At 35.6% G+C, this 19,990-nt stretch carries 26 protein-coding genes, 1 tRNA gene, 1 pseudogene and 1 other annotated feature; of the genes and pseudogenes, 22 read left to right on the forward strand and 6 right to left on the reverse strand.

All coding sequences use genetic code 11. The features are described 5' to 3' along the window. Positions 1-22: 22 nt before the first annotated feature. From IGL37_RS03420 to IGL37_RS03430, 3 genes are read left to right on the forward strand one after another with little or no spacing between them, the layout of a single operon-like run. Positions 23-985, forward strand: coding sequence for a helix-turn-helix domain-containing protein (locus IGL37_RS03420; protein WP_002376144.1), 963 nt, complete (start codon positions 23-25; stop codon positions 983-985). Beyond that, positions 966-1,265, forward strand: coding sequence for a hypothetical protein (locus tag IGL37_RS03425; protein WP_002358867.1), 300 nt, complete (start codon positions 966-968; stop codon positions 1,263-1,265). The genes IGL37_RS03420 and IGL37_RS03425 overlap by 20 nt, the downstream gene beginning before the upstream one ends. Continuing rightward, the gene (locus IGL37_RS03430; protein WP_002370682.1) at positions 1,258-1,572 is read left to right on the forward strand and encodes a nucleotide pyrophosphohydrolase; all 315 of its coding nucleotides are present in this window, start codon (positions 1,258-1,260) and stop codon (positions 1,570-1,572) included. Before IGL37_RS03425 ends, IGL37_RS03430 begins: the two co-directional genes overlap by 8 nt. Before the next feature lie 159 nt (positions 1,573-1,731). On the opposite strand, the gene IGL37_RS03435 is transcribed toward IGL37_RS03430, so the two are convergent. Next, the gene (locus IGL37_RS03435) at positions 1,732-2,412 is read right to left on the reverse strand and encodes a peptide ABC transporter permease (protein ID WP_002401553.1); all 681 of its coding nucleotides are present in this window, start codon (positions 2,410-2,412) and stop codon (positions 1,732-1,734) included. Between the two features lie 37 nt (positions 2,413-2,449). Beyond that, entirely contained in the window at positions 2,450-3,091 is a 642-nt protein-coding gene (locus IGL37_RS03440; protein ID WP_002385078.1) for an ATP-binding cassette domain-containing protein, read from the reverse strand. 497 nt (positions 3,092-3,588) lie between these two features. Between IGL37_RS03440 and IGL37_RS03445 the strand changes: the two are divergent. Next, positions 3,589-3,789, forward strand: a pseudogene (locus tag IGL37_RS03445) (MerR family transcriptional regulator); the annotation flags it as partial. Between the two features lie 144 nt (positions 3,790-3,933). After that, on the forward strand, positions 3,934-4,365 hold the full coding sequence (locus tag IGL37_RS03450) for a VOC family protein (RefSeq protein ID WP_002370677.1): 432 nt from the start codon (positions 3,934-3,936) through the stop codon (positions 4,363-4,365). Positions 4,366-4,795: 430 nt separating this feature from the next. On the opposite strand, the gene IGL37_RS03455 is transcribed toward IGL37_RS03450, so the two are convergent. After that, positions 4,796-4,869 (reverse strand) — tRNA-Arg (locus IGL37_RS03455). Positions 4,870-5,041: 172 nt separating this feature from the next. Next, positions 5,042-5,117, forward strand: a sequence feature (ribosomal protein L21 leader region). Positions 5,118-5,136: 19 nt separating this feature from the next. On the opposite strand from IGL37_RS03455, the gene rplU reads away from it, so the two are divergent. The 6 genes from rplU to psiE all read left to right on the forward strand — a co-directional run bounded on the left by rplU (position 5,137) and on the right by psiE (position 8,409). Then, entirely contained in the window at positions 5,137-5,445 is a 309-nt protein-coding gene (rplU, locus tag IGL37_RS03460; protein WP_002355866.1) for a 50S ribosomal protein L21, read from the forward strand. Positions 5,446-5,477: 32 nt separating this feature from the next. After that, complete coding sequence (locus tag IGL37_RS03465; protein ID WP_002355867.1) at positions 5,478-5,822, forward strand: ribosomal-processing cysteine protease Prp; 345 nt, start codon at positions 5,478-5,480, stop codon at positions 5,820-5,822. A 12-nt stretch (positions 5,823-5,834) separates the two neighbouring features. After that, a complete protein-coding gene (rpmA, locus tag IGL37_RS03470) occupies positions 5,835-6,122 on the forward strand; it encodes a 50S ribosomal protein L27 (protein WP_002355868.1) in 288 nt (95 codons plus the stop codon). A 190-nt stretch (positions 6,123-6,312) separates the two neighbouring features. Further along, entirely contained in the window at positions 6,313-6,918 is a 606-nt protein-coding gene (locus tag IGL37_RS03475) for a hypothetical protein (RefSeq protein ID WP_010707754.1), read from the forward strand. Further along, positions 6,890-7,846 carry a Kiwa anti-phage protein KwaB-like domain-containing protein gene (locus IGL37_RS03480; protein WP_010707753.1) on the forward strand — a complete coding sequence of 319 codons (957 nt, stop codon included), beginning with the start codon at positions 6,890-6,892 and terminating at the stop codon, positions 7,844-7,846. The genes IGL37_RS03475 and IGL37_RS03480 overlap by 29 nt, the downstream gene beginning before the upstream one ends. 110 nt (positions 7,847-7,956) lie before the next feature. Then, positions 7,957-8,409, forward strand: coding sequence for a phosphate-starvation-inducible protein PsiE (gene psiE, locus IGL37_RS03485; RefSeq protein WP_002355869.1), 453 nt, complete (start codon positions 7,957-7,959; stop codon positions 8,407-8,409). 70 nt (positions 8,410-8,479) lie between these two features. Here the strand turns inward: psiE and IGL37_RS03490 are convergent, their stop codons facing one another. After that, the gene (locus IGL37_RS03490) at positions 8,480-9,295 is read right to left on the reverse strand and encodes a metallophosphoesterase (protein WP_002355870.1); all 816 of its coding nucleotides are present in this window, start codon (positions 9,293-9,295) and stop codon (positions 8,480-8,482) included. Positions 9,296-9,466: 171 nt separating this feature from the next. Between IGL37_RS03490 and IGL37_RS03495 the strand changes: the two genes are divergently transcribed. From IGL37_RS03495 to recN, 11 genes are all read left to right on the forward strand, one after another. Beyond that, the gene (locus IGL37_RS03495) at positions 9,467-10,531 is read left to right on the forward strand and encodes a M24 family metallopeptidase (protein ID WP_002391500.1); all 1,065 of its coding nucleotides are present in this window, start codon (positions 9,467-9,469) and stop codon (positions 10,529-10,531) included. A gap of 13 nt (positions 10,532-10,544) precedes the next feature. Further along, on the forward strand, positions 10,545-10,865 hold the full coding sequence (locus IGL37_RS03500; RefSeq protein ID WP_002355872.1) for a MazG nucleotide pyrophosphohydrolase domain-containing protein: 321 nt from the start codon (positions 10,545-10,547) through the stop codon (positions 10,863-10,865). A 332-nt stretch (positions 10,866-11,197) separates the two neighbouring features. Further along, the gene (locus IGL37_RS03505) at positions 11,198-11,629 is read left to right on the forward strand and encodes an Asp23/Gls24 family envelope stress response protein (RefSeq protein ID WP_002355874.1); all 432 of its coding nucleotides are present in this window, start codon (positions 11,198-11,200) and stop codon (positions 11,627-11,629) included. Further along, positions 11,622-12,074, forward strand: a complete 453-nt coding sequence (gene nusB / locus IGL37_RS03510) for a transcription antitermination factor NusB (protein ID WP_002355875.1) — start codon at positions 11,622-11,624, stop codon at positions 12,072-12,074. Before IGL37_RS03505 ends, nusB begins: the two co-directional genes overlap by 8 nt. Before the next feature lie 103 nt (positions 12,075-12,177). After that, positions 12,178-13,023 carry a bifunctional methylenetetrahydrofolate dehydrogenase/methenyltetrahydrofolate cyclohydrolase gene (locus IGL37_RS03515; protein WP_002355876.1) on the forward strand — a complete coding sequence of 282 codons (846 nt, stop codon included), beginning with the start codon at positions 12,178-12,180 and terminating at the stop codon, positions 13,021-13,023. A 9-nt stretch (positions 13,024-13,032) separates the two neighbouring features. Beyond that, positions 13,033-14,379 (forward strand): exodeoxyribonuclease VII large subunit, encoded by a 1,347-nt coding sequence (xseA, locus tag IGL37_RS03520; protein ID WP_002355877.1) that lies wholly within the window; start codon positions 13,033-13,035, stop codon positions 14,377-14,379. Between the two features lies 1 nt (position 14,380). Then, positions 14,381-14,611 carry an exodeoxyribonuclease VII small subunit gene (locus tag IGL37_RS03525; protein WP_002355878.1) on the forward strand — a complete coding sequence of 77 codons (231 nt, stop codon included), beginning with the start codon at positions 14,381-14,383 and terminating at the stop codon, positions 14,609-14,611. Further along, positions 14,611-15,492 carry a polyprenyl synthetase family protein gene (locus tag IGL37_RS03530; RefSeq protein WP_002355879.1) on the forward strand — a complete coding sequence of 294 codons (882 nt, stop codon included), beginning with the start codon at positions 14,611-14,613 and terminating at the stop codon, positions 15,490-15,492. The genes IGL37_RS03525 and IGL37_RS03530 overlap by 1 nt, the downstream gene beginning before the upstream one ends. Before the next feature lie 13 nt (positions 15,493-15,505). Then, the gene (locus IGL37_RS03535; protein ID WP_002355880.1) at positions 15,506-16,321 is read left to right on the forward strand and encodes a TlyA family RNA methyltransferase; all 816 of its coding nucleotides are present in this window, start codon (positions 15,506-15,508) and stop codon (positions 16,319-16,321) included. Positions 16,322-16,459: 138 nt separating this feature from the next. Beyond that, the gene (locus IGL37_RS03540; RefSeq protein ID WP_002355883.1) at positions 16,460-16,909 is read left to right on the forward strand and encodes an arginine repressor; all 450 of its coding nucleotides are present in this window, start codon (positions 16,460-16,462) and stop codon (positions 16,907-16,909) included. A 17-nt stretch (positions 16,910-16,926) separates the two neighbouring features. Then, complete coding sequence (recN, locus tag IGL37_RS03545) at positions 16,927-18,600, forward strand: DNA repair protein RecN (RefSeq protein WP_002413592.1); 1,674 nt, start codon at positions 16,927-16,929, stop codon at positions 18,598-18,600. A gap of 90 nt (positions 18,601-18,690) precedes the next feature. Here recN and IGL37_RS03550 read toward each other — a convergent pair whose 3' ends face one another. After that, positions 18,691-18,801, reverse strand: a complete 111-nt coding sequence (locus IGL37_RS03550) for a DUF4044 domain-containing protein (RefSeq protein ID WP_002383399.1) — start codon at positions 18,799-18,801, stop codon at positions 18,691-18,693. Positions 18,802-18,868: 67 nt separating this feature from the next. Beyond that, a complete protein-coding gene (locus IGL37_RS03555; RefSeq protein WP_002386196.1) occupies positions 18,869-19,834 on the reverse strand; it encodes a magnesium transporter CorA family protein in 966 nt (321 codons plus the stop codon). Positions 19,835-19,990 lie beyond the last annotated feature (156 nt).

Raw genomic sequence — 19,990 nt, forward strand, 5'->3', positions numbered from 1 at the left:
TGTTGGATTATGAGGTGATTAATTGGCAAGCAAAGAAGAACAATATGCAGCATTTTATCAGTTTTTAGAGACCTTAGATTGTTATTTAACCACTACCAATGCTCTTGAGAATGAAGTAGCGCAATTTAAGGAAAATCCACATCGAGAAATTGCGGGCTTTATGCTGGCATCTTCGGAAACCATTGACGTTCCGAAAGGATTTATTCGGATGCTCTATTGTTTAGAGCAAGACGGCTATGCTTATTTGGATCAACAAAGGTGTTCGTTTTCGGCTGGCCAAGTCATGATTGTCAATGAGGCCACCTCGGTTAGCTATCAGGGGCAAGGAATGTCTATGATTATATTTTATTTTAAAAAGCACTATTTTCTTGATACGCTCTTAAATCAGCTGGCGGAAGAACCAGTCATGTATCGTTTTTTTACAGAAATTGCTAGCAGTGAATTTGAAAACATTCCTCGATATTTCGTTTTTGCCAGCCAGCCAAATTCGGATGTTCATGTCTATTCGCTATTATTGCTGAAACAAATTGTGAAAATGGCCTATTTTAATAATAAAGTGACCAAAGCGGCCTTTGTTTTGCTAGTGGTGGAACTAGGTCAACTGCCTAGAGAAGCTTTAAAGATGCAAGATAATTATTTGTCGAATCATCAACGTGTTGAGGTGATTTTAGCGTATATTGAGCAACAGATTGCGCATGTCACTTTAGCAGAAGTCGCCGCTAAATTTCATTTTCATCCGAATTACTTATCGAATTTTTTAAAAGAAAAAACAAACAAAACGTTTACGGAAATTGTCTTAGCCTACCGAATCCAATTGGCGAAAAACTACTTGAAGCAAACAGATTTATCGATTCAAACAATTGTTGAACGAATCGGCTATCAAGACAAAGCTTTTTTTTATAAACGTTTTAAAGAAGAAATGGGCATGACCCCAAAACAATATCGACAGAAAGAGGGAATGGCAGATGTACGAAGAAGTCTTTGAAGAATTTCAGTTAACTGTAGTAGAATTACCAATCGAATTCGTTGATGATTTGCCTGTCTATCGCGGACACTTAAAAGAATTAACGTTTCTTTCAGCGGAAGCCTCTTCACGAAAAAAACTCTACCAACAGCTTTTACAGGCTTATTTGTTGTATAGAGAAGAGAATCAAGCAGTTGTTGAAGAGGAAGAAATAACCTCCTCATTATTGTCTACAGAACAGTTATTAAAATACTATGATGGTGAAACGTTCGATGGGTTTCAGTTGCCATCAAATGAATAAGAAAGCAGGGGAACAGATGGATACAATGGCAAAAATTAATCAATTTCGTGATGAAAGAAATTGGCGCCCCCACCATAATGAAAAAGATTTGGCGCTCTCAATTTGTTTAGAAGCAGCAGAATTGTTAGAACTTTTTCAATGGAAAACAGCAGAAGAAGGCATCAAACAAGAAGAACGAATCAAAGAAGAATTGGCTGATGTTCTCATTTACTCCTACATGATGGCTGATAATTTAGGGTTTGATTTGGACGAAATTATCGAAGAAAAGTTGAAGAAAAATGCGTTGAAATATCCAGTGCCACACTAAGAAGCTTGTATTTTGATTACACGCCCCAAAGTTTAGAAAAATATCAGTTTGGGGCGTATCAAAATTGATGCTTTTTTAGTTTCAACTAGTTGTATTTTATTTGATTTAATCTATTGTCTCGAATAAGTAGATGAATCCTATCTGCGAAGTGGGTGTCGTTTATACTCCTAGTCTTAGCCAACGTTTATTATTTACCCTTGCAATAGCCAGCGCGATGACTGTTAGAACTATAATATACAAGATAATTAATAAATTGTGGTCAAAACTAATTGAGTTTTCTGAGCCTTCTAAAAAATTCTGGACGTTTAGATATAATTCGTTTGAAGCATCAAATATTGCAAAAAAACGTAAAAATCCACCAATTGCAACAAAAAGTACTGTTGTAATCCAATAGAGTATGCTAAAACCGATAGATAAAAGAACGTTAGCAGATAAAAAACTGATCAACGCAACAATTAAAATATACTGAATTGAAATCATCGATAATAAAAAAAACATTTGCAGAATTACAGAAAAATCCATAAAAATAAAGGAAACGATAAATAACAGAACTAGAATACTGCCTAGGGTCTCTACCGTAAGTGTCAAAACTTTTTTTATATAAAAAGTAAGGCTATTGGTATTCATCATACGATAAAATAAAATTGTTTTTCCTGAGTACTCTTTATTAATAAAGAAAGATACTAGAAACGAAAACATTAGAAAGCCAAATTGTGTAAATACAGTATATGTACTAAATAAGTATTCTCGGTAACTTAACCTAGTTACTTTATCGATGCCAATAGGTAGAATCCATCCCATTGCAAAGATTGCAACGATAATTGCAATTAAAATAATCATTATTTTGTTGGAAATCGTTTTTTTTAATTCCAAAATTTCACCCCTCAATATACTTCTGAATAACTTCAGTTTGATTAGTAAAACGAATCATTTTGAAATCTTCAATTAAGTAATAGTTGCCTTTTAAATTTTTTAAATCTGATAAATTGTGTGTGATGTTTAGAATAATTTTTTTAGGATGATTTTTTATATATGCAAGTAGAAATAGATAGATTTCATTAATTGTCTGTTTATCTAAGGCGTTGGTAATTTCATCTAATACAATAATTGATTTATCTTCCAGAAAAAAAGAAAGTAATTTTAGTTTTTGTTTTTGTCCATCACTTAATTGTCCAATTAAGGAAGTTTTAGAAATATTTGTAGCGTGCAAAGAATGAGCCAAGTGTGCGACTGAATCTAAACCAAATCTTTTCTCTAGAAGAATAAATAATTCGCAGACTTTTAAATCATTAGGGACATTAGAAAAGCTTGAAATAATCGTAACATTTTTACTTATTTCAGAAGGGATTAAACCACTCCGGTTTAACAATAAATCCTTAGCAAATTGTGATTTCCCTACACCGTTTTTCCCTAAGATATGATTAATCACCCCTTTTCTAAATGAAACTTTTGTATGTTCTAAAAGTAATTTATTATTTATTTTCAATGTGTAATCATTTAGTTCTAACAACTTAGTCACCTCACACAAACCAACTAATGACTGTTTCAATGACCAATAACAAACTAATTGCTTGTATTAGCTTTACAATCAAGTGATTTTTTCTTTTATTTTCTAATTCATCTACACTGAATAACGTGATTAAAACTTTATAACCATCAGAGTTTAACACAGGAACTAGATTCCATATAAACGCATATGAAAAAAATGAATGAACTGTCGAGTATTTTATTTTTTTAAAATAAGAGATTGATGACCTGAATAAAGTTAATGGTTAGATGATTTCATTTAGATTGCCTTTTAGTAAATTAAAGATTATAAAATTCTAATTTTAAAAAGGTATACTAATCGTATCAACTGTTTTAGTAAATGTAAAGGAGATTTTTAGAAAATAACAAGAAAAAGATCACGGGAATATTCAAATAAAATAGAAGTGTATGAATAGAAACTTTTTCATTGACTTTCACATGGTGTCAAGGTTTATGATAAGAATATCAATTGAATGAAAAGGAGACTCTATGTATCAAATTGGGCAATTTGCCAAGTTAATGGATATTTCCCCGCGGATGCTGCGTCATTATGAAAAAGCAGGAATTTTTGTTCCAAATGAAATTGATAAAAAAACAGGATATCGCTATTATAGCGCACATCAAATTCCTTTATTGAAACAAATTTTACTGTTAAGAGATTCAGGGTTTAAAGTTGAAGAGATGGCGGAAACTTTGAGAAAACTTAAGGATGCTTCTTTTTTGGAAACTATTTTGTTAAGAAAACGAGATCAATCGCGACATTTAATTCAAATGGAGGAGCAAAAGATTAAAAAAATTAATCAACAGTTAGTAGCTTTGAAGGAGGAAAAACAAATGATTAAAGGGACAGAAATCGATTTTATTGTTAGTGATAGCCTTAAGGCGCTTGCCTTATATAAAAAGGTGTTTGAAATAGAGGTAGTAGAAGCAACCGAATACCCTATCGGAATGAATGAAGCGGTTTTTCAACTTTATGGCACGAGGTTTCACATGTTAGATGCCAATGAAGAATATGGTTTAAAATCACCAACCCAAGAACATCCCAATACTATCTGGTTTAATATAACAGTAGAAAATATTGAAGAGACACATCAACTGGCAATGGAAAACGGTTGTCAAGAAGTACAGCCTATTACTGAAATGATGGAAGGAGCGCTCAAAAATTCATTGTTTATTGATCCGTATGGGTACATGTGGATGCTCCACCAAATCTATCAAGAGTTGAGTTTTGATGAGCGGATTGAGATTTTAGAAAACGAGCTGTAAAAATCAATATTCTTGTGTTTGTTTAACTAGTTATCTGAAAAGAACGTAACGTTTGTCAACTAAGCGTTACGTTCTTTTTTATGCGTGTTAACAGAAATTAGTTAAAAAGATAGAAATTTGAACGTCTCCTGAATACTATGATATGCGTTTTGCTTATGGAAATGTGTCTATTGCTAAATTTCTAGCAAGTTCACGTTCTGACAGGCAACTAAAAAAGACCAGTATGTATGCGAATCGTCATGATTGGTGGGTTACAAGCAACGAGGGTTCTTCTGATGATGGCTCCGGTGACAGTTTCGGAGGTGGGAGTTTTGGCGGAGGTGGAGGTACTTCAAGTTGGTAGAAAGTTAAACTAGGTTAGGATGAACTTGGGATAACAAAAGCGCCTCTTAGAAACCAAGGTTTCTAAGAGGCGCTTTTGTTATCGTTACGTCACAGGAGGGATTCGAACCCCCGACCGTCCGCTTAGAAGGCGGATGCTCTATCCTGCTGAGCTACTATGACAATAGTTGTAACACAACAAAGCTAATTATAATGGAAGTAGTGTTAGAAAGTCAATCGGAAATTTAAATAACAGAAGAAGTTTTTTTGGAGAGAGAAAGTGAAGAAAATAGAGAGTTTATATTGACGAGGTTTTCTGGTTCTGTTATTATAGTTAGTGTTGTAATTGTGGTCTCCACAGCTACAACCGCACAGAACAAGTTTTTAAGCATGAGTAATCATCACTTGGGATGGCGAGTCTAAGTCTAGAAGAAGGAGGTGCTGTATAGCATGTACGCAATTATCAAAACTGGTGGTAAACAAGTGAAAGTTGAAGTAGGTCAAGCAATCTACGTTGAAAAATTAAACGTTGAGGCTGGCGAGAAAGTTGTTTTTGACGAAGTTATCTTAGTAGGTGGCGAATCTACAAAAGTTGGTGCGCCAACTGTTGCAGGCGCAACTGTTGAAGGAACTGTTGAAAAACACGGCAAACAAAAGAAAGTCGTGACTTTCCAATACAAACCTAAAAAACACTCTCACCGTAAACAAGGTCACCGTCAACCGTATACAAAAGTTATGATCGAAGCAATCAACGCTTAATCTCTCTTGTTGACAGGAAAGAAGGCCTATCAATGATTAAAGGTTCTTTTAAACGAACAGGCTCCGGCCGAATCGTTTCATTCGAATTAACCGGGCATGCTGAAGCAGGTCCTTATGGCAGCGATGTGGTTTGCGCGGCAGTTTCTGCCTTAGCAATTAGCACAGTCAATGGGATTGATGCCTTAGCAGGTTTTGAACCGATTGTCGAAGTTGACGATGTAGAAGGTGGCTACCTTTATGTCGAGATGTTAACAACTGTCAATCAGGAACAAAAAAATATTGCCCAAATTCTATTAGAAAATCTTTTATTAGGTTTACAATCAATAGAGAACGAAAATACTGAATTTATTCAAATAAAAACAATCACTGAGAAATAGGAGGTGCAGACTATGTTATTGACTATGAATTTACAATTATTTGCCCATAAAAAAGGTGGCGGTTCTACATCAAACGGCCGTGACTCTGAATCTAAACGATTAGGCGCTAAAAGTGCTGATGGCCAAACAGTTACAGGTGGTTCAATTTTATACCGTCAACGCGGAACTAAAATTTATCCAGGTGTGAACGTTGGAATCGGTGGCGACGATACGTTATTTGCAAAAGTTGACGGTGTGGTACGTTTCGAACGTAAAGGCCGCGACAAAAAACAAGTATCAGTTTATCCAGTAGCTAACTAATACGATTAAAAAGCTGAATCTCCGGATTCAGCTTTTTTTATTTTGCTAGATAATATAACTTGTTTACCCAATAATGTTAAAGTGATAATGAATAAATATTAACGGAATATGTTCAAATGAAATTGGAGAAATTGTAATTATTGTGTATAATATAAGTGATAATGAAGAATCTAAATAAGGAGTCTAGTGGATGAACAATTTATGGAAAGTGCATTTGTTTCTGTTCTCAAATATACCTATATTTATAATGCTTATTATATCTAAATTTGATATAAAAAAAAGTATCTATTCAATAGAGAATATACTTTCTATGATTTTTGCATTTTTGATTATATATTCTATGGCAGTTTTAGTAGTTTTTAATCATAAACTAAAGGAAAAAAATAATGAACAAAAGAAAATAAAAAGTATAGAGTCTTTAAATTCATCCTATATATCTTCCATGGCGTCATATTTTTTACCCTTATTTTCATTAGGGTTTGATGGATTACGAGGGACTGGTATTTTTCTACTGGTATTTTTATTAACTTTATATTTATTCATTAGAAGTGATGAATATTATTCATCTTTAATGTTTTATGTACTTAAATACAATATTTATAGTTGTGAATTTGAAGAAGGTGATCAATATTTTTCGACAGTAGTGTTATTATCAAAAAAAAGTTTGCGACAATTAGAGAAGGAAACAATCTTGTGTAGATACTTTAATGATGCTAAAAAAACAAATTTTATATCTTACGTTGTAATTGAAAAAGGAGTGGTTTGTAATGTTGGGGAAGAGGAAAGAACTATTTGAAAAATTAAATCAGGTAATAGATCAAGCTACAAATAAATGTTTTTATTTTGTGACGAAGCCTAGTAATCAGATGAAGCACATGGATTTTTCACATGATAAAGATGGTGTATGGGAGGAATTTTGTAGAGGGCAAATAAGTTATTTTAAACAAATAGATAATGATAGTGACTTTGAGCTAGTGGATTTAATTTCTGCTGATGAGCGAAAAAAAGCTATTTATGTTCTGGATGATTATGTAAATGAGTTTAGTAATTTAGTTGAAATTATAAGAAATGTAGAAAAGTTATTGGATAACTATGCCAATAAGGAATTCGATGATCTTAAACTTATGGTAACTAGATTTGATACACTAGAAAAGACAAATTCTTTGTTAACATTCAAGATTATTTATCCAGTGCAAACTATTTATAAGAAAAATTCAATAAGTTGGAATAAAGGATATAAAAAAAATAAAAATAATTTATTTCGTATTCCGCAAAATTTTGAATTTTTCATTTATGAAAATAAATTGTATATAATAGATATTGATAGATTTGAAAAACTTTATATGGAAGAACTGGAAGCGTTTCGTATAAGAGAAGCGCGTTCTACTTTAAAATTCATTAAAGAAAATAATTTTTTGTCTGAAAAAACATGTACTCAGTTAGAAACATATTTATTTAATAATGTTAAGCTAGTTAAACAGTTTTTGAAGGCTAAGGATAGGTTACGAAGTGCTTCTAAAACAGTGAATGAAATACATGTTGTAAATTATTTGAAGGATGGGTTTTCAGGATACGACTTAGTTAATGAATACAATGAAATTGAAATAAATTCAATTAGAAAAGCAAAGTCATTTATAAAAATATTGGGAGATGAAATATTCGTTTCACGACTAACAGGAAACACTTATAATGTTAAAGCATCTAATTTAGTACAGAATAGTTAGGAGATAGTGTGACAGAATATATTTCTTGTCTGACAAGGTTAATTGATGATATATTTAATGTAATAACAAGCATGTTATAAAATAATTGAGTCAAAAGAAAGAAGGGTATTATGCAGAAGAATTTTAGTGTAGTAAAGAAGTACGTGAATTTGATTTTGGATATTGTATTAGGGATTTTAGGAGTTTTCTTATTAGTATTTATGGCTAGTTATTTAGTTGACCTCGCTACATATCTCATGAAGCCAATGACGCCGGATAATTTTTCAGTTATCATGCAAGAAATTATTTCATTCTTTATGTTATTTGAGTTTATTATGATGATTCTTCGCTATATTCAAGAAGGACACCATATTCCGATTCGTTATTTGATTTTAATTTGTTTAACCGCAATTTTACGTCAATTAATGGTTGCACATGGCGATGGCTTGCAGACTTTATTGTTATCTTTATCAATTCTTTTACTAGTGGTTGTGCTATTTATTCTCGGGTTAAATGGCAGCAAATTTTATACGCTAGGAAAAGCGAAAGTAGAAGAAGATCACGAGCAAGATTTTCATCATTAATCGAACATAATCAAAGACCGTCCAACGTGAGAATTTTTCTCTAACGTGGGGCGGTCTTTTTAATGCATAGTTAAATAGTTAACTCAATCAGTTCAATTGTTGGTAAGACACCAAAGCGTGCGCTGATTTTAGTGGTTCCGATTCCTGGGTGAACAATTAGCGGCGTTTCATCTTCTAAATGATAAAGCCCATGTGTATATTTTTTAGCAAGCTGATTTTTGTAAGTGAAAAAAGGCAAGCGAATCTGTCCGCCGTGACTATGTCCTGCTAAAATGAGGTCAATGTTTTTGTTGACTGCTGAGTCTGCGACATCTGGCTCATGGGTTAGTAGCAGAGTGGGCGTTCCAGTAGGGCGGTTGACTAAAGCTGCAGCTAAGTCGGTTTGTCCATATAACGAATCTTCTAAACCAGCGACGTACAAGGAGATACGGTGTGAGACAGGCAGTAATTTGCCCGTGTTTTTTAGTACGGTAAAGTCGGCAGCTTCTAAGATTGTTTCGTAAAAATTGGTATCTAAGCCGCTATACTCGTGGTTGCCATAAATAGCGAATTTGCCATAAGGGGCGTTAATTTTACGGAAAAGTTGACTCACTTCATCCTGAATTTCGATACCGAAACGGGCATAATCATCAAATAAGTCTCCTGTAAAAACGACTATGTCTGGTTGTAATGTATTTGTTTTTTCAACAATCTGTTTTAAGGCCTTCACAGAATAATTCTTTTTTAAATGAATATCAGAGAGTTGAACAATCCGTAAGGTTTTCCCTGATTCTGTTACTTTAATTTGATTTTTGTGTATGACTAAGCAGTTAGGTTCAATAAAAAAACTATAGCTTAAAATGCCGATAATAATGAAAAATAGTGCCAGAAATAAATAAACGTTCATAATTTCCTCCTTGAAGTCGCTAAAGTAGTTTACTACAAAAGTGTTAAGCAAAAAATAAGGAAAGGTAAAATTTTCAGTAAACTTTCTCGATGAAGTTTTTTGGTGATTCATGCTTTTCTGAAGTAAATTTGCTATAATGAAAAATGAGAAAAAAGAAAGAAGGTCGAACCAATGATGGCAAGAGTCGAAAAGCTACGGGAATTAATGAAAGAAAATAATTTACAAGGATTTTTAGTGACAAGTCCGTATAATTTACGTTATTTAACCAATTTTACTGGGACAACAGGATTGGCAATGATTACATTAGATAAAGCTTTTTTTGTAACGGATTTTCGTTATACGGAACAAGCTGCGGAACAAGCAACTGGTTTTACTATCGTTAAAAACACAGGACATATTTTTGACGAAGTAGCAGATTTAGCTGAACGTTTGCAATTAGATAATTTAGCTTTTGAAGAAACGCAAGTTAGTTTCGCTGATTATAGCTTATTGGAAGAAATTTTACCATGTGAATTAGTTCCTGTAATGGGTTTGATTGAAGAATTAAGAGAAGTGAAAGATGAAGAAGAAGTAGCGATTATTGAAAAAGCGTGTGCCATCGCGGATCAAGGATTTGCCTTTGTCTTAGAGATGATTAAACCTGGAATGACAGAGATTGAAGTGGCTAATCAATTAGATTTCTTCATGCGTTCAAAAGGAGCCAGTGGTGTTTCTTTTGAGACAATTGTGGCCAGCGGTCTACGTTCAGCGATGCCACATGGCGTTGCTAGCCATAAAGTCATCGAAAAAGGTGAGTTAATCACTTTAGATTTCGGTTGTTATTATGAAGGCTATGTTTCTGATATGACACGGACATTCGCTATTGGTAGTATTCAGCCAAAACTAAAAGAAATTTATGATATTGTTTTAGAAGCACAATTAAAAGTGTTAGCAGAAGCTAAACCTGGGTTGACGGGCATTCAATTAGATGCGATTGCACGGGATCATATTGCTTCCTATGGCTATGGCGATGCGTTTGGCCACAGTACTGGTCATGGCATTGGATTAGAAATTCATGAAGGACCAAATGTTTCATTCCGAGCAGATAAACAGTTTGTACCAGGGAATGTGATTACGGACGAACCTGGAATTTATTTGCCAGGAATTGGTGGCGTGCGTATTGAGGACGATTTATTGATTACTGCTGAAGGTAATCGTGTATTAACACATGCGCCAAAAGAATTAATCATTTTATAAAGGTTGGGAGAACATGGATATCCAAGAGTATCAGCGGTTTATTAGTGCGTTTTATAAAAAACGTAACTGGTATCAATATGATCCGTTTATTCGTTCCAACTTTTTAACAGAAGAAGTCGGCGAAGTTTGTCGGGCCATTCGGACAATTGAAATTGGCCGTGATCGACCGGATGAAACAGTTTTGGCGGATGAAGAGAATCTGGAAAATTTAACGGAAGAGTTAGGCGATGTGTTGGATAATTTATTTATTTTAGCCGATAAATATGACATCTCTTTAGAAATGATTATGCAAAAGCATCGGACGAAACTAATGGAACGTTATCCTGAAGAATAAAGATGTAAAAATAAGAAAGCCAAAATTACTTGGTCTTTCTTATTTTTACGTCTAAAGGCTTGAATTAGAAATTTATGACAAGAAATTATCTGTTCTTTTAGTTAGAACTTAGCTTTTCTGGTAGCGAAATAGGCTAATTAATGATAAACTAAGAACGAGTATTGATAAGCAAAATTTGGACGTTCTTTCACAACTAACTGAAGAAACCAGTGTTGTTTTAATTTTTAAGAATCATCCGTTGCTTAAAAGAGAATCCTTAAGAGACTTAGTGATTCATCAAATAAATCGGTTATTTAACGATTTTGTGCGTAATAGATAAGGAGGACAACCAAATGTCAGAAGAAAAAAATCTTGTAATCAATGCAAACGATTCTTTAGGAGAAATCGTGATCGCTCCTGAAGTCATTGAAGTAATTATCGGAATCGCTGCTTCAAAAGTAGAGGGCGTTTATGGGATGCGTGGCACGTTTGCCAATAATGTGAATGAATTATTAGGCCGTGCAGCACACGGCAAAGGTGTATATTTACGAACAGAAGAAGAAGGCTTAAAAGTCGATATCTATTGTTACTTGAACTACGGTGTTTCTGTGCCAAAAGTTGCATTAGAAATGCAAGACCGTGTGAAACAACAAGTCTTATTTATGACAGATATTGATTTAGTTGAAGTGAATATTCATGTTGTAGCGGTAGTACCTGAAAAAATCCCTCAACCAGACTTAAATGAATTATTCCCAGAAGATGAAGATGGAGAAGAGAATGAGTAAAACAGAATTAACCCGTCACGAGATTCGTGAAAAAGCGCTCCAAGCCCTTTTTCCTTTAGATTTTAATGCTGATTTAACCAAACAAGATGCCATTGATTATGCATTGGCTTATGATAATCGGGAAATCGTCAGTGAAGATGGCGAAGACCTAGTCCCTACGTATTTAGATTTACTTGTCGGCGGTGTGTGTAGCCGCAAAGCAGAACTAGACGAAGTGATTACGAACCATTTAGGTAATAACTGGTCTATGCAACGCTTAGCAAAAATAGATATTGTTATTTTACGTTTAGCTATTTTTGAAATGCTATACGTTTCAGATGTGCCAAACATTGTGGCATTAAATGAAGCCGTTGAGTTAAGTAAAAAATACAGCGACGACCGTTCACGTAAATTTGTTAATGGTGTGTTATCAAATGTAATGAAAGAAATTGATTCAGAGGCGTAAGCTCTGAATCTTTTTTTACTATCTAACTGGTGTTAAGATACTGGGTTATATGCTAAAATAAATACTATTAAAGAAGTAAAGAAACAATAGAGGGAGCGAAGGAATGAGTACAGTAATTAACGGTCGTGAATTAGCAGATCAAATGCAAGCAGAGATTCAAAAAGATGTAGAAAAGATGACACAACAAGGCATCCAACCAGGATTAGTTGTTTTATTAGTTGGGGAAAATCCTGCCAGCCAAACGTATGTGAGAAATAAAGAACGTGCAGCAGCCAAAATTGGCATTCTGTCAAAGGTCGAAAAACTGCCAGAAACTATTTCAGAAGAAGAATTATTGGCTGAGATTGACAAATATAATCAAGATTCACGCTTTCATGGCATTCTTGTACAACTACCTTTGCCAAAACATATTGATGAAGAAAAGATTTTATTAGCGATTGATCCCAAAAAAGATGTAGATGGGTTCCATCCAATGAATTTAGGCCGTTTGTTTGTAGGCAAACCTGAAATGATTCCTTGCACGCCGTATGGAATTATGAAGATGTTTGAAGCTTATGATATTGATTTAACAGGTAAACGTGCGGTGGTTATTGGTCGAAGTAATATTGTTGGCAAGCCAATGGCACAATTATTGTTAATGAAAAATGCGACCGTGACGATTGCCCATTCTAAAACTGAACATTTAGCAGAAGTTGCAAAAGAAGCGGATATTTTAGTTGTAGCAATTGGACGCGGGCATTTTGTCACCAAAGAGTTCGTGAAACCAGGTGCGGTAGTGATTGATGTGGGTATGAATCGCAATCAAGAAGGAAAACTGATTGGTGATGTAGCATTCGATGAAGTTTCTGAAATTGCAAGCTATATCACACCAGTTCCCAAAGGTGTTGGCCCAATGACGATTACCATGTTAATGTATCAAACAGTCGAGGCAGCAAAAAAACAAAAGTAAGGTGAAAAAATGACGCAACAGTATTTAACAGTAACAGCCTTAACGAAGTATTTAAAACGTAAATTTGATGCAGACCCTTACTTAGGACGTGTCTATTTAACAGGTGAAATTTCGAACTTTCGCTTCCGAGCGAACGCGCATCAGTACTTCAGTTTAAAAGATGACCATGCGAAGATTTCTGCAATTATGTTTAAATCAGCCTTTCAAAAATTGAAGTTTCAACCAAAAGAAGGCATGAAAGTCATGGTGGTGGGGCGGATTTCGCTTTATGAAAACAGCGGCTCCTATCAAATTTATATTGAACATATGGAACCAGATGGTGTAGGTGCACTTTATCAAGCATTGGCAGAATTAAGAGAAAAACTAGGAAAAGAAGGACTTTTTGAAGGGCCTAAACAACAGTTGCCTCGTTATCCCAAACGAATCGCTGTGGTTACAAGTCCTAGTGGTGCTGTTATTCGGGATATCATTACGACAGTCAAAAGACGGTATCCGATTGCACAACTGGTCCTTTTTCCAACCTTGGTTCAAGGCGAGCAGGCGGCGGATGACATTGTGCGGAACATTCAGCGAGCCGATGCGCAAGGCGATTTTGATACGATGATCATCGGCCGTGGCGGTGGTTCAATCGAGGATTTATGGCCATTTAATGAAGAAAAAGTGGCTCGGGCCATTCATGCTGCCACCACACCGATTATTTCATCGGTTGGTCACGAAACAGATGTGACAATTGCCGATATGGTAGCAGATGTTCGTGCAGCAACGCCAACGGCAGCAGCGGAACTAGCGGTACCAGTTTTAAATGAAGAACTATTAAGAATTAGTGAACGGCGTAGTCGTTTAGAACAAAGCTTTTTATATCTCTTACAACAACGAACAGAACGTTTCCAACGACTACAAAATTCTTATGTGTTTAAGCAACCTGAGCGGCTTTATGAAGGTCAAACGATTAAATTAGATCGAATGACGCAACGTCTTTTCCAAGCAATGACAACGATTCATCACCAAAAACAACGTCAAGCCCAAGGAATTATCGCTCAATTGCAACAACAGACACCAAAGGGACAATTAAGAGAAAGTCAGCAACAATTGGCATTTTTACAACGAAACTTGCAAACACAAATGACACAATTGTTCCTAAACAAACAAAAGCAATTCACGTCTGCTGTTCAACAATTAGACTTACTCAGCCCACTCAAAATTATGGGTCGAGGATATAGTTATACTACAAAAGAGGACCGTGTCGTTAAAACTGTTACCGAGTTACAGCCAGCAGATCAATTAACGATTCATTATGCTGACGGTACAGTTCAAGCAAACGTCGAAACAATAACAGCGAAAAAAGAGGAGTTTTAACATGCCAGCAAAAGAAAAAACGTTTGAAGAATCATTAAATGCCTTAGAAGAAATCGTTCAGCGCTTAGAACGAGGAGATGTTCCTTTGGAAGAAGCCTTAGCTGCCTTTCAAGAGGGCATGGCATTAAGTAAACAATGTCAAGATACATTGGAAAAAGCGGAAAAAACTTTAACGAAAATGATGACAGAAAACAATGAAGAAATTGTTTTTGAAGAGAGCGAGGAAGCGTAATGACGAATTTTAGTCAACAGCATTTACCGTTGGTTGAAAAAGTCATGGTCGATTTTATCGCAGAATATACTGAAAATGAGCGTTTGAAAGAAGCAATGCTCTACTCAATACACGCAGGTGGCAAACGATTACGCCCGCTATTAGTGTTAACAACAGTGGCCGCTTTTCAAAAAGAGATGGAAACACAAGACTATCAAGTGGCTGCCTCTTTAGAGATGATTCATACGTATTCATTAATTCATGATGATTTACCAGCAATGGACGATGATGATTTACGTCGTGGCAAACCAACCAATCATAAAGTGTTTGGTGAAGCGACTGCCATTTTAGCAGGGGACGGCTTATTAACAGGTGCATTTCAGTTACTTTCTTTGAGCCAATTAGGCTTAAGTGAAAAAGTTTTACTGATGCAACAACTGGCAAAGGCAGCGGGGAATCAAGGCATGGTTGCCGGCCAAATGGGTGATATTGAAGGAGAAAAAGTCAGCTTGACTTTAGAAGAGTTAGCGGCTGTTCATGAAAAGAAAACTGGAGCGCTAATTGAATTCGCCTTAATTGCTGGGGGCGTATTAGCCAATCAAACAGAAGAAGTCATTGGTTTACTGACACAGTTTGCGCATCACTATGGCTTGGCTTTTCAAATTCGTGATGACTTATTAGATGCCACAAGTACAGAAGCAGATTTAGGTAAAAAAGTAGGCCGAGATGAAGCGTTGAATAAAAGTACGTATCCAGCTCTTCTAGGGATTGCTGGCGCGAAAGATGCGCTAACACATCAATTAGCAGAAGGCAGCGCTGTTTTAGAAAAAATCAAAGCAAATGTTCCCAACTTTTCAGAAGAACATTTAGCAAACTTGTTAACTCAGTTACAATTGAGATAGAAAGAAGGCACTTATGAAAAAAGAACGCGTCGATGTCTTGGCGTTTAATCAAGGACTATTTGAAACACGAGAAAAAGCCAAACGCAGCGTGATGGCTGGTTTGGTTTACAATGATAAAAATGAACGTTTAGATAAACCAGGGGAAAAAATTTCTGTGGAGACACCCTTACATACTAAGGGCCAAGTAATGCCTTATGTTTCTCGTGGGGGCTTAAAACTAGAGAAGGCACTAAATGTTTTTGCAATCAACGTTCAAGGCAAAACAATGCTAGATATTGGTTCCTCCACAGGTGGTTTTACCGATGTTGCTTTACAAAATGGGGCTCGTTTGAGTTACGCTTTAGATGTTGGCTATAACCAACTAGCATGGAAAATTCGGCAAGATGAACGCGTGGTGGTAATGGAACGTACCAATTTTCGCTATAGTAAACCTGAAGATTTCACCGAAGGGGTGCCGGATATTGCAACGATTGATGTTTCCTTTATTTCATTACGCTTAATTTTGCCACCTCTTCATGATATTTTGAAAAAAGGTGGTAGTGTGGTGGCGTTAATTAAGCCACAATTCGAAGCTGGCAAAGAGTTTGTTGGGAAAAAAGGAATCGTGCGTGATCCAGAAACCCATCAAATGGTTGTGGAGGAAATTACACGCTTTGCCATGAATAACGGTTATGATGTGAAAAACTTGGATTTTTCACCAATCACTGGTGGCGAAGGAAACATTGAATTTTTGGCACATTTAGTTTCTGTTGAGGGAGAAGGATCCTATCAAGCGACAGAATCCATTGAAGAAGTTGTCGCGCATGCGCATCAAAAATTAGCGGAATGATGAGAAAAGTTAGAAGAAAGAAGTGGACGCCTATAGGTGAAAGCTTCTTTTTTGTATAAATCTAGTAATTCATCTTTTAAAATGCATAAAAATAAGCTATGATGAGGGCAAGAGTAAACTGAAAAGGAGAGCGGCGCCATGAGAAAGCAAGATAGACACCGTTTAATTACACGTTTATTGACTGAAAAAAATATTCAAAAGCAAGAAGATTTTGTCCACTATTTACAAGAAAAGGGCGTAGCTGTTACACAAGCAACGATTTCTCGCGACATTAAAGATATGAAACTGATCAAAGTTCCTTCTGCAGAAGGGGGTTATCGATATAGCCTTCCATTAGAAACACAAGCTAATACGAGTGCTAAACTTGCAAAGCTTTTAAAAGATGCCTTTGTAGCTGCAGAACAAATGGAAAAATATGTCGTATTACGAACCATTCCTGGCAATGCGGCGGCGTGTGGTAGTTTAATCGAAAAGAATTACCAAGAGAAACTTTTTGCCGTCATCAACGATGATGATAGTGTTCTCATGATTGCACGAACTGAGGAAGCAGCAGAAAAACTTCATAAAGAGCTGTTAAGCTATCTATAAAGAATGAGGTGAACAAGATGTTACAAGAACTTTCCGTGAAAAATTTTGCGATTATCTCTTCGTTACAATTAGAGTTTCAAATGGGTATGACCGTTTTAACGGGAGAAACGGGTGCGGGGAAATCCATCATTATTGATGCAATGGGATTACTCACAGGCGGACGTGGCTCCAGTGACTATATTCGTCAAGGAGCAAATAAATGCACCTTAGAAGGACTTTTTTTAATGCCGAAAAGTCAAGAATTAAAGCAATTATTAGAAGAATTAGGTATTGAAACAGAAGAAGATTCTTTAGTGATTCAACGAGATATTTCCGCTTCTGGTAAAAATGTTTGCCGTGTCAACGGACGGATTGTCAACATTACTAATTTAAAAAGAATTGGAGAATATTTAGTAGATATTCATGGCCAAAACGAACATCAAGAATTGATGCAAAGTGAACGCCATATTGATATGTTAGATGAATTTGGTGGGAAAAAACTTTTAGCAGTCAAAGAAAAATATACACAGGCGTATCAAGAGTATCGCGCACTCGAAGCCAAAGTCAGAAAGCGACAAAAAAATGAAAAAGAATTTGCCCAAAGAATGGACATGCTTCATTTTCAAAGTGATGAAATTGCTAGTGCACAGTTAGTCGCTGGCGAAGAAGAACAATTGCTAGAAGAACGCAATAAACTGAACAATTTTCAAAAGATTGCTGATGCACTGACGATTAGTTATGCCGCGCTAAATGGTGAAGACGATAGTAGTTTGGATAAAATCGGAACAAGTATGAATGAACTCGCTTCGATTGAATCCCTTGATCCAGAATATAAATCATTGTCAGATACTGTTCAAAATGCCTACTACTTACTACAAGAAGCTAGTGGAGATCTTTCTAGGTTGATTGATGGCTTAGAACTAGATGAAGGCCGCTTGAATGAAGTAGAAAATCGTTTGGAATTAATCCGTCAAATGAAACGTAAATATGGTGATTCGATCGAAACGATTTTATCTTACTATGAAGAAATTACCAAAGAGTTAGCAGAGGCTGATTTTTTGGAAGGCGGTACAGGTGACTTAGAAGCGTTGCTTGCAGAGAAACAACAAGCGGCTCATCAACAAGCGTTAGCTTTGCGAAAAGAACGAAAGCGCCTAGCCAAAGAGCTCGAACAACAAATTTTAACCGAATTAAAAGAACTATATTTGGAGCGAACGGAATTTGAAGTCCGCTTTACAGAACTTGAGCATTTACAAGAAAATGGCTTAGACGGAGTAGAATTTTATATTACTACTAACCCAGGGGAACCATTAAAACCGTTAGTTCGGGTGGCTTCTGGCGGAGAACTTTCGCGAGTGATGTTGGCTATGAAAACAATCTTTTCTCAAACGCAAGGGATCACTAGTATTGTTTTTGATGAAGTGGATACAGGAGTCAGTGGCCGGGTAGCACAGGCGATTGCCGATAAAATTTATCAAATTTCAGAAAATTCGCAGGTGTTGTGTATCACGCACTTGCCACAAGTGGCAGCCGTTGCTGATGAACATTATTTTATTGAAAAAGAAATTGTGGCGGGTCGGACAGAAACAAGCGTCCGAATTTTATCTGAAAAAGAGCGAGTAAACGAAATTGCACGTATGCTCGCAGGAAGTGAAATTACGAAATTAACCATTGAACATGCACAAGAGCTGTTGGCGATGGCGAAAAAATAGCCGCTCTATTTGAGCAAGTAAAAAAACAGTCCCTTCAATTGATAGAAGGGACTGTTTTTTTACTTTTAATGTGTGAAAAAGTTCTCCAGTTTAAAGACTAAGAATTGCTGTTAAAACAGTTGAACCTACAATTGCGATCAGCATTAGCCAAACCACGACTTTCGTGATTTTTGAAAAGCGACTTTGTTCTTTGTCGTTCATAAATGACACGTCCTTTTTAATTTCTGCTAATAGTGTACAACCTTTTCCTGAAAACAGCAACCTAAAGTTATAAGAGATTCTTTTTCTTTAAAATTCGAATACTAATTATGCAGATTAAGGTAGTGATGGCAAAAATAATCCAAAAGGAATATTCATGCTCTGCAAAAGGGAGTTTCACATTCATGCCGTAAATTCCTCCGATGATGGTTGGAATGGTCAGGACAATTGTTAAGGATGTTAAAATTTTCATGACATTATTTAAGTTATTTGAAACGATTGCTGAAAAAGTATTACTAATGTTATCAACTAATTTTAGTTGTATTTTAGTCGTATTCAGTCCTTGTTCTAGTTCAATCAGAATATCCCTTAAAAATGGCAAATGTTTTTCTGGATGATTAAAAATTTCAGCGCTATATAAACGTTTTAATACTTTTAAATTATCCGTTAAAGCTGCTTCAAAATAAACTAGACTTTTTTGAATGTCCATAATCTGATACAATTGACTATTTTCTGTGGCTACTTGGAGCTCTCCTTCAAGTTTGTTGGTTTGTTGGATAAGTGCTTGTAAGTTTTTATTGAAGGAAAGGGCCATCTTCCATGAAAGGGCTAAAATTAAGGCCTTCTCAATAGAAAGATCTTGATGGGTGAACGCCTCTTTTTGAATTCCATGAACGATGTCGTTAGGCCCATTGCTAACAGTAATTAGTTTGTTATCGACGGTTGCGATTAAAGCAATTGGCACCGTTTCTACTTGCAGATAGCCACTAGGACTGATACTAGCTTTGGGATAACGAAATAAAAGTAACGTAGGCGTTTGTAATTTTTCGTGGCGGAAACCTTCCACTCGAGCATTTTCTTCATCATCTAAAACGCCGGTAAGATAATCTGTTGGTAAGTGGTATTGATTGACGAGACGCTCGATTTCTTCTTCTGTAGGAGATTCTACCGAAATCCAACTTAGGGCTTCATCGTCTGGTGAACAAGGTTCAAAATAGTCATTTTTCAATAATAAATAATTAATCAAAAGATTCACCCCGAATCAACATTTTTTGTTCTAAATCCATTATAATAGAAGTATGACACAATACGAGAAGAAAAGCTTATAAAAAACATTCAAAAATAAGTGGCCGCGATAGGTGAGGCCTCGTTTTGAAAATGGTTTGATAAGTAATCCGTTTTTTATATGAAA

Origin of the sequence: Enterococcus sp. AZ119, from assembly GCF_050546175.1 — a bacterium.
GTDB classification, from domain to species: domain Bacteria; phylum Bacillota; class Bacilli; order Lactobacillales; family Enterococcaceae; genus Enterococcus; species Enterococcus faecalis.

Bases quoted from the DNA above. Each gene is read 5' to 3' on its own strand.
- IGL37_RS03425 (WP_002358867.1), top strand. From the start codon at position 966: ATGTACGAAGAAGTCTTTGAAGAATTTCAGTTAACTGTAGTAGAATTA.
- IGL37_RS03430 (WP_002370682.1), top strand. From the start codon at position 1,258: ATGAATAAGAAAGCAGGGGAACAGATGGATACAATGGCAAAAATTAAT.
- IGL37_RS03435 (WP_002401553.1), bottom strand. From the start codon at position 2,412: ATGATTATTTTAATTGCAATTATCGTTGCAATCTTTGCAATGGGATGG.
- IGL37_RS03450 (WP_002370677.1), top strand. From the start codon at position 3,934: ATGATTAAAGGGACAGAAATCGATTTTATTGTTAGTGATAGCCTTAAG.
- rplU (WP_002355866.1), top strand. From the start codon at position 5,137: ATGTACGCAATTATCAAAACTGGTGGTAAACAAGTGAAAGTTGAAGTA.
- IGL37_RS03465 (WP_002355867.1), top strand. From the start codon at position 5,478: ATGATTAAAGGTTCTTTTAAACGAACAGGCTCCGGCCGAATCGTTTCA.
- rpmA (WP_002355868.1), top strand. From the start codon at position 5,835: ATGTTATTGACTATGAATTTACAATTATTTGCCCATAAAAAAGGTGGC.
- IGL37_RS03475 (WP_010707754.1), top strand. From the start codon at position 6,313: ATGAACAATTTATGGAAAGTGCATTTGTTTCTGTTCTCAAATATACCT.
- IGL37_RS03480 (WP_010707753.1), top strand. From the start codon at position 6,890: ATGTTGGGGAAGAGGAAAGAACTATTTGAAAAATTAAATCAGGTAATA.
- psiE (WP_002355869.1), top strand. From the start codon at position 7,957: ATGCAGAAGAATTTTAGTGTAGTAAAGAAGTACGTGAATTTGATTTTG.
- IGL37_RS03490 (WP_002355870.1), bottom strand. From the start codon at position 9,295: ATGAACGTTTATTTATTTCTGGCACTATTTTTCATTATTATCGGCATT.
- IGL37_RS03495 (WP_002391500.1), top strand. From the start codon at position 9,467: ATGATGGCAAGAGTCGAAAAGCTACGGGAATTAATGAAAGAAAATAAT.
- IGL37_RS03500 (WP_002355872.1), top strand. From the start codon at position 10,545: ATGGATATCCAAGAGTATCAGCGGTTTATTAGTGCGTTTTATAAAAAA.
- IGL37_RS03505 (WP_002355874.1), top strand. From the start codon at position 11,198: ATGTCAGAAGAAAAAAATCTTGTAATCAATGCAAACGATTCTTTAGGA.
- nusB (WP_002355875.1), top strand. From the start codon at position 11,622: ATGAGTAAAACAGAATTAACCCGTCACGAGATTCGTGAAAAAGCGCTC.
- IGL37_RS03515 (WP_002355876.1), top strand. From the start codon at position 12,178: ATGAGTACAGTAATTAACGGTCGTGAATTAGCAGATCAAATGCAAGCA.
- xseA (WP_002355877.1), top strand. From the start codon at position 13,033: ATGACGCAACAGTATTTAACAGTAACAGCCTTAACGAAGTATTTAAAA.
- IGL37_RS03525 (WP_002355878.1), top strand. From the start codon at position 14,381: ATGCCAGCAAAAGAAAAAACGTTTGAAGAATCATTAAATGCCTTAGAA.
- IGL37_RS03530 (WP_002355879.1), top strand. From the start codon at position 14,611: ATGACGAATTTTAGTCAACAGCATTTACCGTTGGTTGAAAAAGTCATG.
- IGL37_RS03535 (WP_002355880.1), top strand. From the start codon at position 15,506: ATGAAAAAAGAACGCGTCGATGTCTTGGCGTTTAATCAAGGACTATTT.
- IGL37_RS03540 (WP_002355883.1), top strand. From the start codon at position 16,460: ATGAGAAAGCAAGATAGACACCGTTTAATTACACGTTTATTGACTGAA.
- recN (WP_002413592.1), top strand. From the start codon at position 16,927: ATGTTACAAGAACTTTCCGTGAAAAATTTTGCGATTATCTCTTCGTTA.
- IGL37_RS03550 (WP_002383399.1), bottom strand. From the start codon at position 18,801: ATGAACGACAAAGAACAAAGTCGCTTTTCAAAAATCACGAAAGTCGTG.